The organism is Undibacterium sp. Ji83W, from assembly GCF_049340385.1.
Classification (GTDB): Bacteria; Pseudomonadota; Gammaproteobacteria; order Burkholderiales; family Burkholderiaceae_D; genus Undibacterium.
The window spans coordinates 55,787-74,645 of the sequence record NZ_JBMPOZ010000013.1 but is presented as its reverse complement, the minus strand read 5'-3'; the positions used below and the strand labels follow the sequence as shown (position 1 = coordinate 74,645).

Sequence of the window (18,859 nt, the reverse complement as noted above, 5' to 3'; positions counted from 1 at the left end):
CACTTCACTTACTTGGGCATCAAGACCGTATCAATGACATTGATGACGCCATTCGATTGATACACATCATAGGTGCTGATGCTGGCGACATTGCCGCTTTCATCCTTGACGCTGATGTTATGCGGGCCATTCATCATGAACCACAATTTACCACCACTGGCTGTCGCCAGTTCTACGGGGCCACCCTGCTTTTTGATTTGGGCAGAAATACTCATGAAATCATGTTTACCTGGTACTACGTGGTAAGTCAGAATCTTGGTCAGTGTCGCCTTGTTTTCTGGCTTGACCAGGGTATCAACAGTACCTGCTGGCAGCTTGGCAAACGCGGCATTGGTTGGCGCAAACACGGTGAATGGGCCTTTGCCTTTTAAAGTATCGACCAGGCCTGCAGCCTTGACAGCGGCAACCAGTGTCGTGTGGTCGGCAGAATTGACAGCGTTATCAACGATGTCTTTGGATGGCAACATGCTTTGGCCACCCACCATGACATCAGCAGCGCTGGCGATAGATGTTGCAGCCATGGCGGCAGCGAAGACAAGAGCGTAGTTAAATTTGCGCATGATCATTTCCTTTTAAGATAAGTGCGAGTTCGCATCAAGTTCTACGGGATAAAAATCATATCGGTTTCAATTATTTTAAATAATCTTCATTTAAGCAATTTCCCCAATTTCAACCCTGTTTCGCACATACGCAAAAATCATCCTGCTACTCCTGACATCATTTGAAGAAAACATGTCGATATGAAGATGATAAAAAGCTTCATACCTGCAATAGATTCTTTACTGCCATATTGATGACATTAAAATATTCAAAAATTGTGAATCCATTCTTTTGTTTCCTGCGTATTAAGAATTGCTGGCGAATGAAGCAGCGTTCGTTCTCTGGAGCAAAGTAATGCAAATACCGCAAATGAATTCAGCACAAAAGAATACTAATGGAGCAATAATGCAAAAAACCAAGATAAACCGTGCACTGCTTTCCTGCTTTGGTTTTTTGCTGCTGCAAACCTTTCAAATAGCACGGGCTGATGAGTCAGAAAAAATCGCTACCGTCCAAGTCCTGGGTAATTACGATAATGCCGTTGGCACCAGCAATGCTGCCAGCCAGGGTTCGGTGACATCCAATCTTGTCAGCAACCGCCCTGCCCTGCGTACTGGTGAACTGCTGGAATTTGTACCCGGCATGATCGTCACCCAGCATAGCGGTGACGGCAAGGCCAACCAGTATTTTTTGCGCGGCTTTAATCTTGACCATGGCACTGACTTTGCCACTTTTGTTGATGGCATGCCAGTCAATATGCGTAGCCATGCACATGGCCAGGGTTATTCGGATTTGAATTTCCTGATCCCTGAACTGGTACAGCGCATTGATTACAAGAAGGGGACTTATTTTGCCGATGAAGGTGACTTTGCCTCTGCCGGTGCGGCACACCTTCGCCTGGCTGACAAGCTCGGTGCCGGCATCGCCAGCCTGTCGTTGGGAGGCTATGGCTATCAGCGGGCAGTGCTGGCGAATTCCGTGGCGCTGACGAATGGCAATTTGCTGTATGGCCTGGAGATCAATCGCAACGATGGCCCCTGGGTCAACCCAGAGAACGTGCGCAAGTACAGTGCCGTACTGCGTTATAGCCAGGGCAGCCATGACGATGGTTACAGCGTGACAGCCATGGCCTACAAGAATAACTGGAATTCCACGGACCAGGTACCCTTGCGTGCCGTGCAGTCTGGCCAGATCAGCCGCTTTGGTGCGCTTGACCCTACGGATGGTGGACAAAGTTCGCGTTACAGCCTGTCGTATGCCATGAAGAAGCGCAGTCAGGATGGTGTGTTTGAAATGGATGCCTATGCCGTGCAATCCAGTCTTGACCTGTTCAGCAATTTTACTTATTTCCTGGCTAACCCTGATACGGGTGACCAGTTCAGCCAAAGTGAAAGGCGCCAGATGCTGGGCATGAATATCAGTCAGACCTGGCTGCTGACTGTGGCTGATCTTGAAATGCGTAACAAGTTAGGTGTACAACTGCGCTACGATAAACTGTCGCCCGTCGGCATTTATAACACCATCGCACAGCAACGCATATCAACGATACGCGAAGACAGCGTGAAAGAAGCCAGCGCTGGTTTTTATGCAGAAAATTCCATACAGTGGCACCCCAAATTCCGCAGTATCGCCGGGCTGCGTTACGATGCCTATCGCTTTGATGTCACCAGCAGCATAGACGGCAATTCAGGCAAGGTTAGTGACCATATTGTCTCGCCCAAGTTGTCATTGATCTTTGGCCCATGGGACAAGACCGAATACTTCATCAATTATGGTAGCGGCTTTCACAGCAATGACGCGCGCGGCACCACGCAAACACGCTTGCCCGATGGCGGCATCTCCACACCGGTAACACCACTGGTAAAAACCAGAGGCGCAGAATTGGGGATACGCACAGAAATCATCCCCGGCCTGCAAAGCTCGCTGGCACTGTGGCGGCTGGATATTGCCTCTGAGCTCTTGTTCGTTGGTGATGCCGGTGAAACCGAACCCAGCCGTGCCAGCCGCCGTAGCGGCATAGAATGGAACAACCATTACATCGCGAGACCATGGCTGTTGTTTGATCTTGACCTGGCAGCATCGCGGGCGCGTTATACGCAAAATGATGTGGCGGGTAACTACATCCCCGGCTCTATCGACAAGGTGGCTTCTTTTGGCGTGACAGTGACTGACCTGGGTCGCTGGTATGGTGGCTTTGAACTGCGTTATTTTGGCCCACGTCCTTTAATTGAAGACAATAGCGTGCGCTCTTCATCGACCACGCTGGCCTATGCCCGCATGGGTTATCGTATCAATGCCAGGACCAAGCTGACGATGGATGTGTTCAACCTGTTCAACAAGCAGGCCAGCGACATTGATTATTATTACCAGTCACGCCTGCCGCGTGAAAGCATGGAAGGTGCCAACGACATTCATTTCCACCCGGTTGAGCCACGCTCTGTCAGGCTGACGCTGACGCATAATTTTTAATTGCGGCACAATACTGAAAAAGCACATGCATCATCGACGCGAGAACTGGCGATGCTTACATGTAATGCAAGAGTGCCTGAAGCCTTTAGCTCGATAAAAAGTCTTAGGTTAGCAACGCAGCAGTAAGCTGGTTCCCTCGTAAACAAAGTACGCTGTCGTACAGATGCGCGCATGCATTTTGGGGATAATCAATTCAGTTTGCATCACTGCTAATATTATTCTGGCTATGGTAGCAATGAAAACATGGCGGCTAACGGCTTATTATGGGATAGATCATGGGTGATCTGGTTATCAATCGCAAGGAAGGCCTGTATTGCGTGCCGGGTGATTTCTACATCGACCCCTGGCGCCCGGTACCGCGTGCCATCATCACTCATGCGCACTCTGACCATGCCAGGATAGGGAACGACCACTATCTGACGGCAGCGGCTGGCGTCGGCGTGATGAAATCAAGGCTGGGTGATATCAGCATAGAAGGGCTGGAATACGGCGAGCAGCGCGTACACAATGGCGTGACGATCTCCCTGCACCCTGCCGGACATGTGCTGGGTTCTGCCCAGGTCAGGATGGAATACAAGGGCGAAGTATGGGTGGCCTCTGGCGACTACAAGGTAGAGGCCGATGGCACCTGCGCCCCTTTTGAATCTGTCGCCTGCCATACCTTCATTACTGAATCCACCTTTGGCCTGCCTATCTACCGCTGGCAGGCTCAGCAAAGTATTTTTGATGACATCAATCAGTGGTGGCGCAATAATGCCGCGCAGGGCAGGACCAGCGTGCTGCTCTCTTATTCATTCGGCAAGGCACAGCGCATTTTGCATGGGCTCGATGCCAGCATAGGCAGCATTATCTGCCATGGCGCAGTCGAACCACTAAACCATGCTTACCGCGAAGCCGGCATACGCTTGCCAGCGACAAAAATGGTCAGCGATGTCAGCGACAAAAACGAACTCAAACAGTCGATCGTCATCGCCCCGCCTTCTGCTGGCAATTCCCCATGGATAAAACGCTTTGGCGATTTCAGCGATGCCTTTGCCAGCGGCTGGATGCAGTTGCGTGCCGCACGGCGCAGGCGTGGCGTGGACAGGGGCTTTGTCTTGTCTGATCATGCCGACTGGCCGGGCCTGATGCAGGCGATTAATGCGACAGGTGCATCACGCATTATTGTCACCCATGGATCGATACCCGTCATGGTGCGTTATTTGCAGCAACAAGGCTTGCAGGCGTCTGGCTTTGATACTGAATATGGGGATGAAGACGAAGCCGCTGCCACAGTAGCAACGGCAGCCATAGAAGAGCCAGAAAAATCCAAAGAAGGCGATCATGCGTGAATTCGCCCAGCTTTACGCCCAACTTGATGAAACCACATCCACCAACCGCAAGCTGGATGCGCTAAAAACTTATTTCAGCCAATCACCACCTGAGGATGCGGCATGGGCAGTGTACTTTCTGGCAGGCGGCAAACCACGCCAGGCTGTGCCCAGCAAACTGTTGCGGCAGTTTGCGATGGAATATGCCAATATCGAAGAATGGCTGTTTGAAGAATGCTATCAGGCTGTAGGCGACCTGTCGGAAACCATCGCCCACGTCTTGCCACCACCTGTACGGCAAGCGCACGTCGGCCTGGCAGACTGGATGCTGGAAAGAATCGCTCCTCTGCGTGGCGCGACACCAGAGGTGATACGCAGCGCCCTGTTTTCTTTTTGGGATGAACTGACCACACCTGAACGCTTTTTACTGGGAAAACTGATAGGCGGTGGCTTTCGTGTAGGGGTATCCAAACTACTGGTGACGCGTGCACTTGGCGATGTCGCCAAAGTCGATAACAAGCTGATCGCACAAAGGCTCATGGGCTGGACAGATGGCCGTGTGGCTCCAACAGCAGACGGCTTCATGAAACTGATAGCCCCCCAGTCAGACCAGGAACATAGGTTGCGTGGCGGCCAGCCTTACCCTTTTTTCCTGGCGCATCAGTTATCCGCTGCGCCAGAATCCCTGGGCGACATCACTAACTGGCAGGCAGAATGGAAATACGATGGCATACGTGCACAACTGCTGCGCCGTGACAACCAGACTTATCTGTGGTCGCGTGGTGAAGACCTGATTACTGAACGCTTCCCGGAAATAGCCGCCGTCCCCCTGCCAAATGGCACCGCCATTGATGGCGAAATCCTGGTGTGGACTGAAGACCGCCCTGCCCCGTTTGCTGATTTACAAAAACGCATAGGCCGCAAGAGCCTCACTACAAAACTCTTGTCCGAGCTGCCAGCGGTGCTGGTAGCCTACGATTTGCTGGAACTGGAACAGGCTGACTTGCGCCATCTGCCACAGCATGAACGACGTACCCTGTTGGAAAAATTGGTCACCAGCGTCAACGACCCCATGCTCAGGATTTCTCCCGTCTTGCAAAAACCTGATTGGCAAGACTTGACCCTGCTACGCCAGAACTCTCGTGCACTGGGTGTCGAGGGCATGATGCTCAAGGCAGTCAACGCCCAATATGGCGTGGGCCGCACCAAGGATGTGGGCACATGGTGGAAATGGAAGATCGATCCTTATTCCATCGATGCAGTACTCATCTACGCCCAGAGCGGCCATGGCCGCCGTGCGTCGCTATACACCGACTATACTTTCGCAGTGTGGGATGAAGATGGCGGAGGCAAGCGCATACTAGTGCCTTTTGCCAAAGCCTATTCCGGCCTGACGGATGCAGAAATCGCCCAGGTTGATGCCGTGATCCGCAAGACCACCATAGAGAAATTTGGCCCGGTACGCAGCGTAAAACCCAGCATGGTGTTTGAAATAGGCTTTGAAGGTATCTCGCTTTCCACGCGGCACAAGGCTGGCATTGCAGTACGTTTCCCACGTATACTGCGCCGACGTGAAGACAAGCAGATAGAAGAAGCCAATACACTGGATGACTTGAAAAATTTACTGGCTACTAGCAATGCGCATGAGCTTGGCAACTAAGGCAGTCAAAGACTGGTTTGCTGCAAAGGGATGGAAAACTTTTCCCTTCCAGCGCGAAGTCTGGAAAGCAGCGCATGACGGGCAGTCCGGCATTTTGCATGCGAGTACAGGCTCAGGTAAAACTTATGCCGTCTGGTTTGCTGCGTTGTTGCGGGCCATGGAAAGAAAGCAAAATAAAAAAAGCGCAGCAGGTCTCAGGGTGTTGTGGATCACGCCCATGCGGGCACTGGCAGCAGATACCTTGCGTGCCTTGCAAGAGCCCCTGACTGAGTTACCAGATGAGTTATTGCCACAATGGAGCATAGGCACACGCACCGGTGATACCGGCTCTGCCGAACGTGCGCGTCAGGCCAGGACTTTGCCTGCGACCCTGATCACCACACCAGAAAGCCTGTCGCTGATGTTGAGCAAGAACGATGCTCAGGCCCAGTTTGCTCAGCTTGACATGATCATCGTGGATGAGTGGCATGAACTGATGGGTAACAAACGTGGCGTACAAACCCAGCTGGCCATCGCCAGACTGAAGGCATGGAATCCGCAATTGCTGGTCTGGGGTTTGTCGGCAACCCTGGGCAACCTGGAACAGGCACGCGATGCCTTGCTGGGTGTCGGCAATGGCTTGCTGGTACAGGGCCAGACCCAGAAAAAGATCAAGGTCGATACGCTGATACCAGCGAACCCCTCACGCTTCCCCTGGGCCGGTCATCTGGGCCTGCAAATGCTGCCCGCGGTCGTCGCAGAAATTGACAAACATCAAAGTACCCTGGTATTTACCAATACCCGCTCGCATGCAGAAATCTGGTACCAGAACCTGCTGGAAGCGCGCCCCGACTGGGCAGGTGTCATCGCCCTGCATCATGGTTCACTGGACAAGCAAGTGCGTGACTGGGTAGAGCAGGGCCTGAAAGCGGGACAATTAAAAGCCGTGGTATGTACCTCCAGCCTGGACCTGGGCGTAGATTTCTTGCCGGTGGAACGGGTACTGCAAATCGGCAGCGCACGCGGCGTCGCCCGCCTGATGCAAAGAGCCGGGCGCAGTGGCCATGCACCAAGGCGCGTGTCACGGGTAACCCTGGTGCCCACGCATACGCTGGAATTGCTGGAAGCTGCAGGTGCCAAGCAGGCCGTCGCCCTGCGCCAGATAGAAGCGCGCCAGGTACCTGACAAGCCACTCGACGTGCTGGTGCAGCATGTGGTGACGGTGGCGCTGGGTGGCGGCTTTCGTTCACAAGACCTGTATGCAGAAGTCAGGGCGGCATATTCCTACCGCAATCTGAGCCTGGAAGAATGGCAATGGGTGCTCGATTTTGTCGCCCGCGGTGGCCAAAGCCTGATTGCCTATCCTGAATACCATAAAGTGGTGGCAGATGAAGGTGACATCTATCGTGTGCCAGATCCCGCCATAGGCCGCAGGCACCGCATGGGCATAGGCACTATCGTTTCTGAAGCATCGATCAGCGTTAAATTCATCAGCGGCAGCCGCATAGGGACGATAGAAGAATCCTTTATCTCGCGCTTGAAAAAGGGCGATCACTTTTTGTTTGGCGGCCGCATACTGGAATTTATCCGCGTCTATGAAATGACCGCCTATGTCAAACGTGCGGTAGGTAAAAAGGGAACGATACCGCGCTGGCAAGGCGGTAAAATGCCTTTGTCTTCAGAACTGGCCCATGCAGCGCTGGAGCAACTGCGTCTCGCCGCCAGGCAGGAATTTGATAGCCCTGAAATGAAAGCCCTGAAACCCTTGCTCGACATACAGCAACGCTGGTCTGCCTTGCCAACACCAGAAATACTCTTGATAGAAACCATGCAAAGCCGCGAAGGCTTTCACCTGTTCATGTATCCGTTTGAAGGGCGCGCCGTGCATGCAGGCCTGGCTGCACTATTGGCCTACCGCATGGCAAAGCACCAGGCCAATACTTTTTCCATAGGCTTTAATGATTATGGCTTTGAGTTGCTGGCACCGCAGTCCCCTGACTGGGCTTTATTGTTTAATGCAGGCTCAGGTAAAGAGATAGCTCTGTTCAGTACTGAGATGCTGCTGGAAGATGTCTTGCTGAGCTTGAATGCGACTGAACTCTCACAGCGACGCTTTCGCGAAATTGCCCGCATCGCCGGGCTGGTATTTCAGGGCTATCCTGGCCAGCCAAAATCCAACCGTCAGTTGCAGGCTTCATCGAGTTTATTTTTTGAAGTGTTCCGCAAACATGATGCTGGTAATCTGCTGCTGACCCAGGCCCAACGTGAGGTACTGGAGCAGGAACTGGAATTGACACGCCTGCGCCAGACCTTGCAGCAACTACAGAAAAAACAAATCGTCTTACGCGAAATCGTCAGGCCCACGCCATTTTCCTTCCCGCTCATGGTGGAACTGTTCCGCGAAAAACTTAGTACAGAAAAACTCTCGGACCGTATCGCGCGCATGGTGCGTGAGCTTGAAAAGGCAGCACAGTCATGATGGCACTGGAACTTGAAGTCGCAGGTGAAATGCTCATGCTGTTGCCACAAAAAGCCATGTACTGGCCCAGCAATTCAACGCTGATCATTGCTGACATTCACTTTGGCAAGGCTGCCACATTCCGTCGCCTCGGTGTGCCAGTACCGCATGGCACGACCGTACAAAATCTTGAACTGCTGGATGAATTGATGATGCTCTACCCTACCCAGCACATTGTTTTCTTGGGGGATTTCTTGCATGCGCCGAATATTTCAGCAGCCACACTGCAGAGCCTGCTCAACTGGCGCACTACCCATCCCGCACTTGAACTGACACTGGTACGTGGCAACCATGACTTGCGGGCTGGTGACCCACCACAGGAATTAGGTATCCATATCGTCAATGAACCTTTCCGTAGTGGTCCATTCGCCTTTTGCCATTATCCCGATGTTGAAAGCGATGGCTATGTGCTGGCCGGTCATGTGCACCCGTCTTTTCATTTATATGGACGGCGTGATTCACTGCGCTTGCCCTGCTTTGTCGTCGGTGAGCGGCGAACGATATTGCCAGCATTTGGCGCTTTTACGGGAACCGGTTCCATGTCCCCGCAAGCAGGAGAGCAGATATTTATCATTGCTGACGACAGGGTCATGAAAATCGGCAATTAAATTATTGCCTTGCTATCGGAGCATACTCCTACAAGATTTTCATTCATTTCTTACATCCCCTCCGCAAAACGAAGCGCAACATGGAGCCTGAACGCGAAGCATTTTATTAGTGGCAGGAACATAATCAAGCAGGAGTCAACATGGCACATGCAATATGGAAAGGTGCGATCAGCTTTGGTCTGGTCCATATCCCTGTGGAGCTTTTTTCGGCAGTGACCGACAATGCACTTGATCTGACCATGTTGGACAAGCGTGATTTTTCACCTATCGGTTTTCGCCGCTATAACAAAGCTAGCGGCAAGGAAGTCAAATGGGAAGAGATCGTCAAAGGCTATGAGTACAAGCCGGATGAATATGTCGTACTGTCAGATGAGGACTTGAAACAGGCCAATGTGCAAGCAACGCAGACTATCGATATCCAGTCTTTTGTTGATGCCAGTGAAGTGCCACTGACTTATTATGAACAGCCTTATTTTTTGGTCCCTGACCGGGGCGGCGACAAGGTATATGCCCTGCTCCGTGAAACTCTGCGCAAGGCAGACAAGGTGGCGATTGCCGAAGTTGTGATCCGCACAAAACAGCATCTGTGCGCCTTACTGACTATAGACGATGCGATAGTCCTTAATACCTTGCGTTACAGTGATGAAATACGCGATACAGGTGAATTGAAATTGCCAGCCAAAAGCGCAAAGACCGCTGGCATTTCCGACAAGGAAATTACCATGGCAATGTCACTGGTCGATGGCATGACAGAAAAATGGAACCCTGCGCAATACCACGATACTTATCGCGAAGATGTGCTGGCGCTGGTCAAGAAAAAAGTAAAGGCCAGACAAACCAAGACCATCACCATGCCTGACACAGAAACGGAAGAAAAACCGCGCAGTGCGCAGGTGTATGACCTGGTTGGTTTGCTGCAACAAAGTCTGGGCAAAAAACCTACCCCCAAAACTGCGGCCAAGAGCAGTACTAAAACCGCAAATGATAAGGCTGTCAAACCTGTATCTATCGGTAAAAAAGCAGCCGCAAGTTCTACCGCCGCCAACAAGAGTAAGGCAAAGCCCGCCGCCAAGACCAGCAAAGCTGCGCCAGCGAAAACCAGGGCTACTGTGCCCAAACAAAGGCGCAGTGCTTGATATCAGACAAATAGAAACCACGAAACAGGTGCGGCAAAATTTAACAGCCTGGCAGGTATTGAAAATACTGCCAGGCTGTTTAAATAATTGTTGCAACCTAATGCTGCAAATGCTTTTCCACTGCAACGGCACTGGTACCCACTTCCTGCACGGCAGTGACCAGTTCATCTTTGGTACAGTCAAATTTCCTGGTCCAGTAAGCGACCTCCCAGGGCTCACTCACGTTCACCCTTGAAGCATCTTGCGGACCACGGTTTTGCAGATTGTCGGCCATGTCAGCCTCCTTTATTTGTTGTTGACAGCAACACCCTGATCAAGGTGCGGGCTGGCCTTTTACCGCATTACGGTATTTAGCCTTGGCGGCCAGCTTCTTTTCTGCTTCTGCAATGACATTGGTACGCTTGATTTCGCGTTTTTCCTGCTTGCCACGGTGTTGCGCTTCGTCTTTGTTGCCTATGCGTTTTGTCATAACTTTCTCCTGATTAATCCAGATTAACAGTATGCGATGAATATTCAATGGTCCCGGACATCCAGAACAACAGGTGCCGTGAAATGCCAGAGTAGACAATGCCCTTGACCTTGTATGTAGGACGATGAACGAAGCAAATGTAGGATAGCTAGGCTTGTTCCTACACACTTGTAATCACCCGGCTGATAGTCCATCTATCTCCATGAATTTATGCTTGATGCCTATCACTTTGATTAGTGCAAACGGATCCCCACGGCAGAAAGTTCATCATGGCAAAACCAGACGCGCTGCAAAAATATAAATCCAAGCGCGATTTTTCCATCACATCCGAACCTGCGGAAGGTGGCACGCCTAACGAACAGGCGCGGACTTTTGTTATCCAGAAACACTGGGCCAGCAGCCTGCATTATGACTTTCGCATAGAGCTCGATGGCACGATGAAAAGCTGGGCCGTACCGCGCGGCCCAAGTTTTGACACGCATGACAAGCGCATGGCTGTACATGTCGAAGATCATCCCATTTCCTACAATACTTTTGAAGGCACTATCCCGGCCAGACAGTATGGCGCGGGCAAGGTCATCATTTGGGACAAGGGTTACTGGAAACCCCTGGGCGATGCACGACAAGGCTATGCAAATGGCAATCTGAAGTTTGAACTGTTTGGCCACAAGCTGCGTGGCAAATGGGCACTCATCAAAATGCGCAACGCCAAAGGCAAGCAGGAAGCCTGGCTGCTGATCAAGGAAAAAGATGAGTTTGCACGCCTTGCCAGTGAATTCAGCGTCATCGATGAACAGGCTGACAGTGTCAAGGCGCTGGGTATGCCGTCCATCGAAGACGACGAAGGCCAAGCAGATGCAGAAGACCCGGCAGAAGAATCAGAAAAACCCGTCAGCAGTAGCAGCGGACCACCTGCACTGGCAAAAGCAGCCAAGTTACCAACGGAACTTAAGCCGCAGCTTGCCACCCTGGTGAGCAGCGCCCCGGCGAATGTGGATGACTGGCTTTTTGAAATCAAGTTTGACGGTTACCGCCTGCTAAGTCGTGTAGAAAACAGTGAGATACAGCTATTCACCCGCAACCAGAATGACTGGACAAAAAAACTGCCGCGCCTGCACAAGGAATTGCTAGGCATGGATTTGCCCGATGGCTGGTATGACGGTGAAATCGTGGTACTCAATGATGACGGCAAGCCAGACTTTGGCGCGCTGCAACTGGCCTTTGATGACAACAATACCAGGGCCATCAGTTACTTCATCTTCGACTTGCCCTACTGTGCCGGTTACGATTTGCGTGAAGTGCCCTTGTGGGAAAGGCGTCAGGTGCTGGAACGCATCATGCAAAGGCAAAAATCTGAACTAGTACGCTTTAGCAGCATATTCGACCATGACCCTGGCGAGATTGTGGCGGCGGCTTGCCGGATGGGCCTGGAAGGCGTAATAGGAAAACTTAAATCATCGACTTATGTATCACGGCGCAGCGATGACTGGATCAAGCTGAAATGCGCACAGCGCCAGGAATTTGTCATTGGCGGCTTTACCGACCCGCAAGGTTCACGCATAGGTATAGGTTCTCTATTGCTCGGTGTATATGCTAAAGATGGCAAGCTGCACTATGCCGGCAACGTAGGCACTGGCTTCAATGACAAAAGCCTCAAAGCCTTGCGTAAACAGCTAGATGGTTTAGTGACAGAAAAACGTCCGTTTGATGGCGACACAGGCATAGACAGCAAATCACACTGGATCAGACCTGAACTGGTTGCCGAGGTCAGTTTTGGTGAGTGGACCAGTGCCGGACATATCCGGCACTCGGTATTTCAGGGATTGCGAACTGACAAACCCGCCAGTGCTATCGTGCGTGAGCAAGCGGTGAGCCCTGCTCATGCTGCGCCAGCAGATAAAACCCGTTCAGGCAAGTGGCAGAGAATCAGGAATGCAAAAAAACCGGAAAAAGAACAGCAAGAACAGTCAGCAGCAAAGATGGACTCCAATGCAGATGTGCATGAGACCCCGCCGGCAGACTTCAATATCACACATCCCGAACGCATCATGGATGAAGAAAGCGGCACCACCAAGCTGCAACTGGTACGTTACTATGCCCTGATCGCCCCCTTGATGATGGAACACCTGAAAGACCGGCCACTGGCACTGGTACGTGCCCCTGCTGGCGTCAGCGGTGAATTATTTTTCCAGAAGCACGCCGATACCCGCACCCTGCCTGGCGTCAGCCAGACCCGCGATAATTTACTGCCGGGCCACCCAGGTTTGCTGGTGATTAAAAAGCCGGAAGGCCTGATTTACTCAGCCCAATGGAATACCGTAGAAGTACACACCATGAATGCTACTGCGACCTCATTCGACAAACCAGACCGCATGGTGTTTGACCTTGATCCCGGCGAAGGTGTGGACTGGAAATCAGTGCAGGAAGCTGCCAGTTTGATGCAGGCCATGCTAACAGAACTCGAACTGCTGCCATTCTTGAAAACCAGCGGTGGCAAAGGCCTGCACGTCGTCGTGCCCATCAAGAAACGTTATGACTGGGACACTGTCAAAGATTTTTCTGAAGCCATCGTCACCCATATGGCCAATACCATACCCGAACGGTTTGTCGCCAAAAGCGGCCCTAAAAACCGTGTGGGGAAAATATTCATTGATTATCTGCGCAATGGCCTGGGTGCGACCACTGCCTGCGCCTGGTCAGCGCGTGCCAGACCGGGAATGGGCATATCCGTACCAGTCACGTGGGAGGAACTGGACAAACTGCATGGTGGCAATCACTGGACCGTACACACCGCGCATAAACGCCTGGATGTAGGAAACGACCCCTGGAAGGACTATGCAGGCTCAGCAAGATCGTTAACAGACAGCATGAAAAAACTGGGATTTAAACCTGCGCGTAAATAGTATAAATATTTTTCGCACTTGTTCGCTACTCATGTAATTCTTGAATGGCTAGTGACGGCAACGATGGGAGCAACCATGGCTGCCATAGCGCTCAGACTTGGAACGACATGTTCGCGCTCTTAAAATATCATTCATACAAGAATGAGCAGGTACTTCTCTTACAAGCCCTGCTACCACAGTCCGATGGCTGTAAGACAGGCTAGCAGCTAAGATGAATTTGCATACACGATAAGTGGAGGTTAAAGTGATTATTGTCAAAAGCGTAGGTAGGGGCATTTTGCGAGCGACCGTCCGTCTCGAAACGGTAGAATATGGAAATGGCTGGACAGTAGGCGTAGAAATCAACGGCATCATGGTGCATCATCCCGACAAGGACTTATACCTCACTGAACAGGAAGCGCTGATTGCTGGGGATCAAGTTGTTGATGCCATGGTGCCGACATTGCATTGATGATGAAAAAAACAGCGTACTCCTCGAAAGAAATACGCTGTGAAAACCAGAACTTGTTCTGGGAGGGTGGAAATTGCGGTAGAAGTTATTAGTCGGCTTTTGCCATGACTGCCTTGGAATTAATTGCAGATAATGTCACTGGAGCAGAACCACGTGCTTCCCAGCCACCACCTATGGCACGTATCAAACTCACTGCCGACCTGGCACGTGCGCCATCCAGTTGTGCGGCGATGCGCTGTTGCTGCAATACCGTGCGGTCAGCATCGATCACGTTCAGGTAACTGACCGAGCCTTCGCGGTATTGCACATGCGAGAGTTTGGCTGCCCGCTCTGCCGCCTGCACAGCATTGTCTTGTGCCTGGGTCTGGTCGCGCAGTATGCGTAAGTCAGCCAGGTTGTCTTCGACTTCCCTGAAGGCATTCAGCACGGTCTGGCGATAGTTGGCCACGTCTTCTTCATAAACTGCCCCTGCCCTGTCCACACTGGCCTGGCGGCGGCCACCATCAAACAGAGGCATGGACAACAAAGGCCCCAGCAAGAAGGTGCGGCTGCTCCAATTCAGCAAATCACCCAGGCTGGCTGACGCATAACCGGCAGAGCCTGTGATATCCAGCCGGGGGAAAAAGGCTGAGCGTGCGACACCAATGCGCGCATTGGCAGCGGCCATGCTGCGCTCTGCTGCGGCAATATCTGGGCGGCGTTCCAGCAAGTCTGATGGCAAACCTGCCGGGATATTGACAGCAATGCGCGACAAGGGCCTTGGCGAGAAATTGAATTCTACCGGTGTCTTGCCCAGCAAGACAGCCAGTGCATGTTCTGCCACCGCACGGCTGCGTGCCAAGCCCAGCGATTCTGATTGCGCCGTTGCCAGTTCTGCTTTGGCGCGTGCCAGATCGAGCTCGCTGATATCGCCCTCATTAAAACGGGTTTGCACCAGCTTCAGGGTTTTTGAGCGTAGTTCTACCGTGGCAGCATACAAGGCTTGTTCTGCATCCAGTTCACGCAGCAAAAAGTAGGCTTGCGCCACGTCGGCTTGCAAGGCCAGTTGCACGGACTGGAACAGGGCCTCATTTTTTTGCGTATCTGCCGTTGCCGCATCTATGCTGGACGCGACGCGGCCAAACAGATCCAGTTCATACGAGGCACCAAGCTGGGCATTGTAAGTCGTGCTGGTAGGCATCCTGATATTGTCAGGGAGCCCCTGGGACGCCGGTGCAGCACGCCCACGGTTGGCACCCAGGCCCGCATTCACTTGCGGGAACAGGCCAGCACGTGCATCTTGCCGCAAGGCACGTGATTGCTTCAAGCGTGCGGCAGCAGCTTTCAGGTTCTGGTTGGCTGCCATGGCCTGGCTTTCCATCTCGTTGAGACTATCGTCTGCAAAGATTTTCCACCAGTCACCACGGGCGACTTCTTCTGAAGGTTGTGCTTCTTTCCAGTTGCTCGAGTTGCTGCTTGCCTGCACTTCTTTATAGGCAGCGGGAGTTGTCACTTCCGCTTTCTGGTAAGTCGGTGCGACTGAACAGCCAGCCAGCACCAGCAATAACATCAACAGGGATGAAGCAGACTTCAGGGGTTTGATTGTATTCATCATCATGCTCTCTCAAACTTTAACAGTAGCGTGCTCATGAGTGTGGTCATGTGCAACTGCTGGCGCTTCATGCACCACCGCAGAATGCAGCTTGCGGCCACCTGCAAGAGTACGCAGCAATACATAAAACACCGGTGTCAGGAACAGGCCAAACAGGGTCACACCCAGCATGCCAAAGAACACTGCCACACCCATGGCATGACGCATCTCGGAACCTGGCCCGCTGGAAATCACCAGTGGCACCACACCCATGATGAAGGCGATGGAGGTCATCAGGATAGGACGCAGACGCAAGCGGCTGGCATCTATCGCGGCCTGCAAAGGCGTGCTGCCCTGCAGTTCAAGCTCCCGCGCAAATTCCACAATCAGAATCGCATTCTTGGCCGATAACCCCACCAGTACCATGAGACCGATCTGGGTGAAGATATTGTTATCACCACCTGTCAGCCAGACGCCGGTCAGGGCCGCCAGCAAACTCATGGGCACGATCATGATGACTGCCAGTGGCAAGGTCAGGCTTTCATACTGCGCCGCCAATACCAGGAAGACCAGCAAGACACTGATAGGGAATACCCAGACACCGGCATTACCAGCCAAAATCTGTTGGTAAGTCAGATCCGTCCATTCAAACTTGATACCGGCTGGCAGGGTCTTGGCAGCGATACGCTCTGCCGCAGCCTGCGCCTGGTTCGATGAATAACCGGGGGCCGGGCCACCGTTGATATCAGCCGCGGTGTAGCCGTTGTAACGCACCACCATCTCAGGACCAAAGCTTGGTGTGACTTTGACGAGAGAAGACAGTGGCACCATTTCACCAGCTGTATTGCGGGTTTTCAGTTGCAGGATATCTTCAGGCTTGGCACGATAAGGCGCATCTGCCTGGGCACGTACCTGATACACGCGGCCAAAACGGTTGAAGTCATTCACGTACAAAGAACCAAGATAAATCTGCATGGTGTCAAACACATCGGTCACAGGCACACCGAGTTGTTTGGCCTTGACGCGGTCGAGATTGACATCCAGTTGTGGCGCATTGATCTGGTAGCTGGAAAACATGGGTCCCAGTTCTGGTGCTGTTTTGGCGGCAGCAATAAAGGCCTGTGTTGCGGCATCCAGCTCAGCATAGCCGAGCGCGCCCTTGTCTTCTATCTGCATCTTGAAGCCGCCAACTGTACCCAGACCCATGACAGGTGGTGGCGGGAAGACAGCGATGAAAGCATCCTTGATGCCGAAATACTTCTGGTTCAGCTTGCCTGCAATCGCATTGGCAGAAAGCTCGGCACTGCGGCGTTCTTCAAACGGCTTCAGCGTCACAAAAACAATACCGGCGCTGGAGCTATTGGTAAAGCCGTTGATGGACAAGCCAGGGAAGGCAACTGCGCTTTCCACACCCGGTTCTTTCAAGGCAATAGCCGACATGTCGCGTATGACTTTTTCAGTACGGTCAAGCGTCGCACCGTTTGGCAATTGCGTGAAGCTGATCAGGTATTGCTTGTCTTGCCCAGGCACAAAACCACCCGGCACGATATAGGAAATACCCACGGCCGCTGCCAGCAATACTACATACACCACCATGCTGGATGCCTTGCGCGAGATAACACCAGCCACACCCTTGGAATACTTTTCTGAACCGCGATTAAACATGCGGTTGAATGCATCGAAAAAGCGGCCAAACAGGCGGTTCATGACTTTGGTCAGCCAGTCCGGTTTTTCATCATGGCCTTTGAGCAAAATCGCAGCCAGTGCTGGTGACAGGGTCAACGAGTTGAAAGCCGAGATCACAGTCGAAATCGCAATCGTCATCGCAAACTGTTTGTAGAACTGCCCGGTCAGACCTGTCATGAAGGCCAGTGGTACGAATACCGCAACCAGCGTCAGGGCAATCGCAATGATAGGGCCGCTGACTTCACGCATGGCGCGGTAAGTCGCTTCTTTCGGTGACAGGCCAGCCGAGATATTTCTTTCGACATTCTCTACCACTACAATCGCATCATCGACGACGATACCGATGGCCAGCACCATGCCAAACAGTGACAAGGCATTGATGGAATAGCCAAAGCCCAGCATCAGCGAAAAAGTACCAACGATGGAGACCGGCACGGCCAACAGCGGGATCAGCGAAGCACGCCAGGTTTGCAAAAACACGATGACCACCAGCACCACCAGCGCAATCGCTTCCAGCAAAGTCTCGACGACTGCATGGATGCTTGAACGCACGAATTGCGTTGGGTCATACACGATCTTGTATTGGACTGAGCTAGGGAAGTCTGCCGACAATTCTTTCATCGCTGCACGCACCTGGTCAGACACGTCCAGCGCATTCGCGCCAGGTGCCTGGAAGATAGGTATCGCGACGGCTGGTTTATTGTCGAGCAGGGAACGCAAGCCATATTCAGAAGCATCCAGTTCTATGCGCGCCACGTCCGCCAGGCGGGTGACTGCACCATCGGCAGAAGTCTTGAGTATGATCTCGGCAAATTCTGCTTCTGATTTCAAACGGCCTTGCGCATTCACATTGAATTGCAAAGGCGTGCCCGGCACATTCGGTGATGCACCGATGACACCCGCTGCCACCTGCACGTTTTGCTCGCGTATGGAGTTCACGACATCAGATGCAGTCAAGCCACGCTGTGCGACTTTTTGCGGGTCCAGCCAGACTCGCATGGCGTAATTGCCCGAGCCAAACAAGCCCACTTCACCGACACCCTTGATACGCGCCAGGCGGTCTTTGACATTCAACACTGCATAGTTGCGCAGGTAAGTCATGTCATAGCGGTCATCTGGTGAAATCAAATGCACGACCATGGTCAGCGCAGGTGAACTCTTGATCGTCGTCACACCCAGGCGTTGCACATCAGCAGGCAGGCGTGGCAAGGCTTGCGAGACACGGTTTTGCACCAGTTGCTGCGCCTTGTCGGGATCGACACCCAGCTTGAAGTTGACGGTCACCGTCAGGTTGCCGTCACTGTTTGCCTGTGACTGCATGTACAGCATGTTTTCCACGCCATTGATGGATTCTTCCAGAGGAGAAGCCACGGTTTCCGCAATCACCTTGGGGTTGGCACCGGGATATTGCGCCCGCACCACGACGGAAGGTGGAACTACCTCGGGATATTCCGAGATAGGTAACTGGAACATGGATAGCGCACCGGCCAGCAAGATAATTACCGACAGCACCCCGGCGAAGATGGGGCGGTCGATAAAGAATTTTGAGATATTCATGAT

13 protein-coding genes are annotated in these 18,859 nt (G+C 52.5%); 8 read left to right on the top strand and 5 right to left on the bottom strand.

Going from position 1 to position 18,859, the window contains the following annotated elements; genetic code table 11:
• Positions 1 to 8 precede the first annotated feature (8 nt).
• Complete coding sequence (locus ACO0LD_RS20360) at positions 9 to 560, bottom strand: fasciclin domain-containing protein (RefSeq protein ID WP_423010007.1); 552 nt, start codon at positions 558 to 560, stop codon at positions 9 to 11.
• A gap of 385 nt (positions 561 to 945) precedes the next feature.
• Between ACO0LD_RS20360 and ACO0LD_RS20355 the strand changes: the two genes are divergently transcribed.
• From ACO0LD_RS20355 to ACO0LD_RS20330, 6 genes are all read left to right on the top strand, one after another.
• Positions 946 to 3,009, top strand: coding sequence for a TonB-dependent receptor (locus ACO0LD_RS20355; protein WP_423010006.1), 2,064 nt, complete (start codon positions 946 to 948; stop codon positions 3,007 to 3,009).
• A 275-nt stretch (positions 3,010 to 3,284) separates the two neighbouring features.
• Complete coding sequence (locus ACO0LD_RS20350; protein WP_423010005.1) at positions 3,285 to 4,340, top strand: ligase-associated DNA damage response exonuclease; 1,056 nt, start codon at positions 3,285 to 3,287, stop codon at positions 4,338 to 4,340.
• A complete protein-coding gene (locus tag ACO0LD_RS20345) occupies positions 4,333 to 5,979 on the top strand; it encodes an ATP-dependent DNA ligase (RefSeq protein ID WP_423010004.1) in 1,647 nt (548 codons plus the stop codon). Before ACO0LD_RS20350 ends, ACO0LD_RS20345 begins: the two co-directional genes overlap by 8 nt.
• Positions 5,963 to 8,437: a ligase-associated DNA damage response DEXH box helicase gene (locus ACO0LD_RS20340; protein WP_423010003.1), complete on the top strand. Its 2,475-nt coding sequence runs from the start codon at positions 5,963 to 5,965 to the stop codon at positions 8,435 to 8,437. Before ACO0LD_RS20345 ends, ACO0LD_RS20340 begins: the two co-directional genes overlap by 17 nt.
• Positions 8,434 to 9,084, top strand: coding sequence for a ligase-associated DNA damage response endonuclease PdeM (pdeM, locus tag ACO0LD_RS20335; protein WP_423010002.1), 651 nt, complete (start codon positions 8,434 to 8,436; stop codon positions 9,082 to 9,084). Before ACO0LD_RS20340 ends, pdeM begins: the two co-directional genes overlap by 4 nt.
• Positions 9,085 to 9,224: 140 nt before the next feature.
• Entirely contained in the window at positions 9,225 to 10,220 is a 996-nt protein-coding gene (locus ACO0LD_RS20330; protein ID WP_423010001.1) for a Ku protein, read from the top strand.
• 97 nt (positions 10,221 to 10,317) lie between these two features.
• Here the strand turns inward: ACO0LD_RS20330 and ACO0LD_RS20325 are convergent, their stop codons facing one another.
• Positions 10,318 to 10,494 carry a DUF3606 domain-containing protein gene (locus ACO0LD_RS20325; protein WP_422950786.1) on the bottom strand — a complete coding sequence of 59 codons (177 nt, stop codon included), beginning with the start codon at positions 10,492 to 10,494 and terminating at the stop codon, positions 10,318 to 10,320.
• A gap of 39 nt (positions 10,495 to 10,533) precedes the next feature.
• Positions 10,534 to 10,689 carry a hypothetical protein gene (locus tag ACO0LD_RS20320; RefSeq protein WP_423010000.1) on the bottom strand — a complete coding sequence of 52 codons (156 nt, stop codon included), beginning with the start codon at positions 10,687 to 10,689 and terminating at the stop codon, positions 10,534 to 10,536.
• Between the two features lie 269 nt (positions 10,690 to 10,958).
• Here ACO0LD_RS20320 and ligD point away from each other — a divergent pair, with 269 nt between their 5' ends.
• Complete coding sequence (gene ligD, locus ACO0LD_RS20315) at positions 10,959 to 13,592, top strand: DNA ligase D (protein ID WP_423009999.1); 2,634 nt, start codon at positions 10,959 to 10,961, stop codon at positions 13,590 to 13,592.
• A 244-nt stretch (positions 13,593 to 13,836) separates the two neighbouring features.
• Complete coding sequence (locus ACO0LD_RS20310) at positions 13,837 to 14,043, top strand: hypothetical protein (RefSeq protein ID WP_423009998.1); 207 nt, start codon at positions 13,837 to 13,839, stop codon at positions 14,041 to 14,043.
• Positions 14,044 to 14,131: 88 nt separating this feature from the next.
• Here the strand turns inward: ACO0LD_RS20310 and ACO0LD_RS20305 are convergent, their stop codons facing one another.
• Together ACO0LD_RS20305 and ACO0LD_RS20300 are read right to left on the bottom strand one after the other, a co-directional pair.
• Entirely contained in the window at positions 14,132 to 15,640 is a 1,509-nt protein-coding gene (locus ACO0LD_RS20305) for an efflux transporter outer membrane subunit (RefSeq protein ID WP_423009997.1), read from the bottom strand.
• Positions 15,641 to 15,646: 6 nt separating this feature from the next.
• Positions 15,647 to 18,856: an efflux RND transporter permease subunit gene (locus ACO0LD_RS20300; protein WP_423009996.1), complete on the bottom strand. Its 3,210-nt coding sequence runs from the start codon at positions 18,854 to 18,856 to the stop codon at positions 15,647 to 15,649.
• Between the last annotated feature and the right edge of the window lie 3 nt (positions 18,857 to 18,859).

What these genes read in the sequence shown, in the direction of transcription:
- ACO0LD_RS20320 (WP_423010000.1), bottom strand. Translation starts at nt 10,689, where the DNA reads ATGACAAAACGCATAGGCAACAAAGACGAAGCGCAACACCGTGGCAAG.
- ACO0LD_RS20305 (WP_423009997.1), bottom strand. Translation starts at nt 15,640, where the DNA reads ATGATGATGAATACAATCAAACCCCTGAAGTCTGCTTCATCCCTGTTG.
- ACO0LD_RS20350 (WP_423010005.1), top strand. Translation starts at nt 3,285, where the DNA reads ATGGGTGATCTGGTTATCAATCGCAAGGAAGGCCTGTATTGCGTGCCG.
- ACO0LD_RS20300 (WP_423009996.1), bottom strand. Translation starts at nt 18,856, where the DNA reads ATGAATATCTCAAAATTCTTTATCGACCGCCCCATCTTCGCCGGGGTG.
- ACO0LD_RS20360 (WP_423010007.1), bottom strand. Translation starts at nt 560, where the DNA reads ATGCGCAAATTTAACTACGCTCTTGTCTTCGCTGCCGCCATGGCTGCA.
- ligD (WP_423009999.1), top strand. Translation starts at nt 10,959, where the DNA reads ATGGCAAAACCAGACGCGCTGCAAAAATATAAATCCAAGCGCGATTTT.
- ACO0LD_RS20355 (WP_423010006.1), top strand. Translation starts at nt 946, where the DNA reads ATGCAAAAAACCAAGATAAACCGTGCACTGCTTTCCTGCTTTGGTTTT.
- pdeM (WP_423010002.1), top strand. Translation starts at nt 8,434, where the DNA reads ATGATGGCACTGGAACTTGAAGTCGCAGGTGAAATGCTCATGCTGTTG.
- ACO0LD_RS20330 (WP_423010001.1), top strand. Translation starts at nt 9,225, where the DNA reads ATGGCACATGCAATATGGAAAGGTGCGATCAGCTTTGGTCTGGTCCAT.
- ACO0LD_RS20340 (WP_423010003.1), top strand. Translation starts at nt 5,963, where the DNA reads ATGAGCTTGGCAACTAAGGCAGTCAAAGACTGGTTTGCTGCAAAGGGA.
- ACO0LD_RS20325 (WP_422950786.1), bottom strand. Translation starts at nt 10,494, where the DNA reads ATGGCCGACAATCTGCAAAACCGTGGTCCGCAAGATGCTTCAAGGGTG.
- ACO0LD_RS20345 (WP_423010004.1), top strand. Translation starts at nt 4,333, where the DNA reads ATGCGTGAATTCGCCCAGCTTTACGCCCAACTTGATGAAACCACATCC.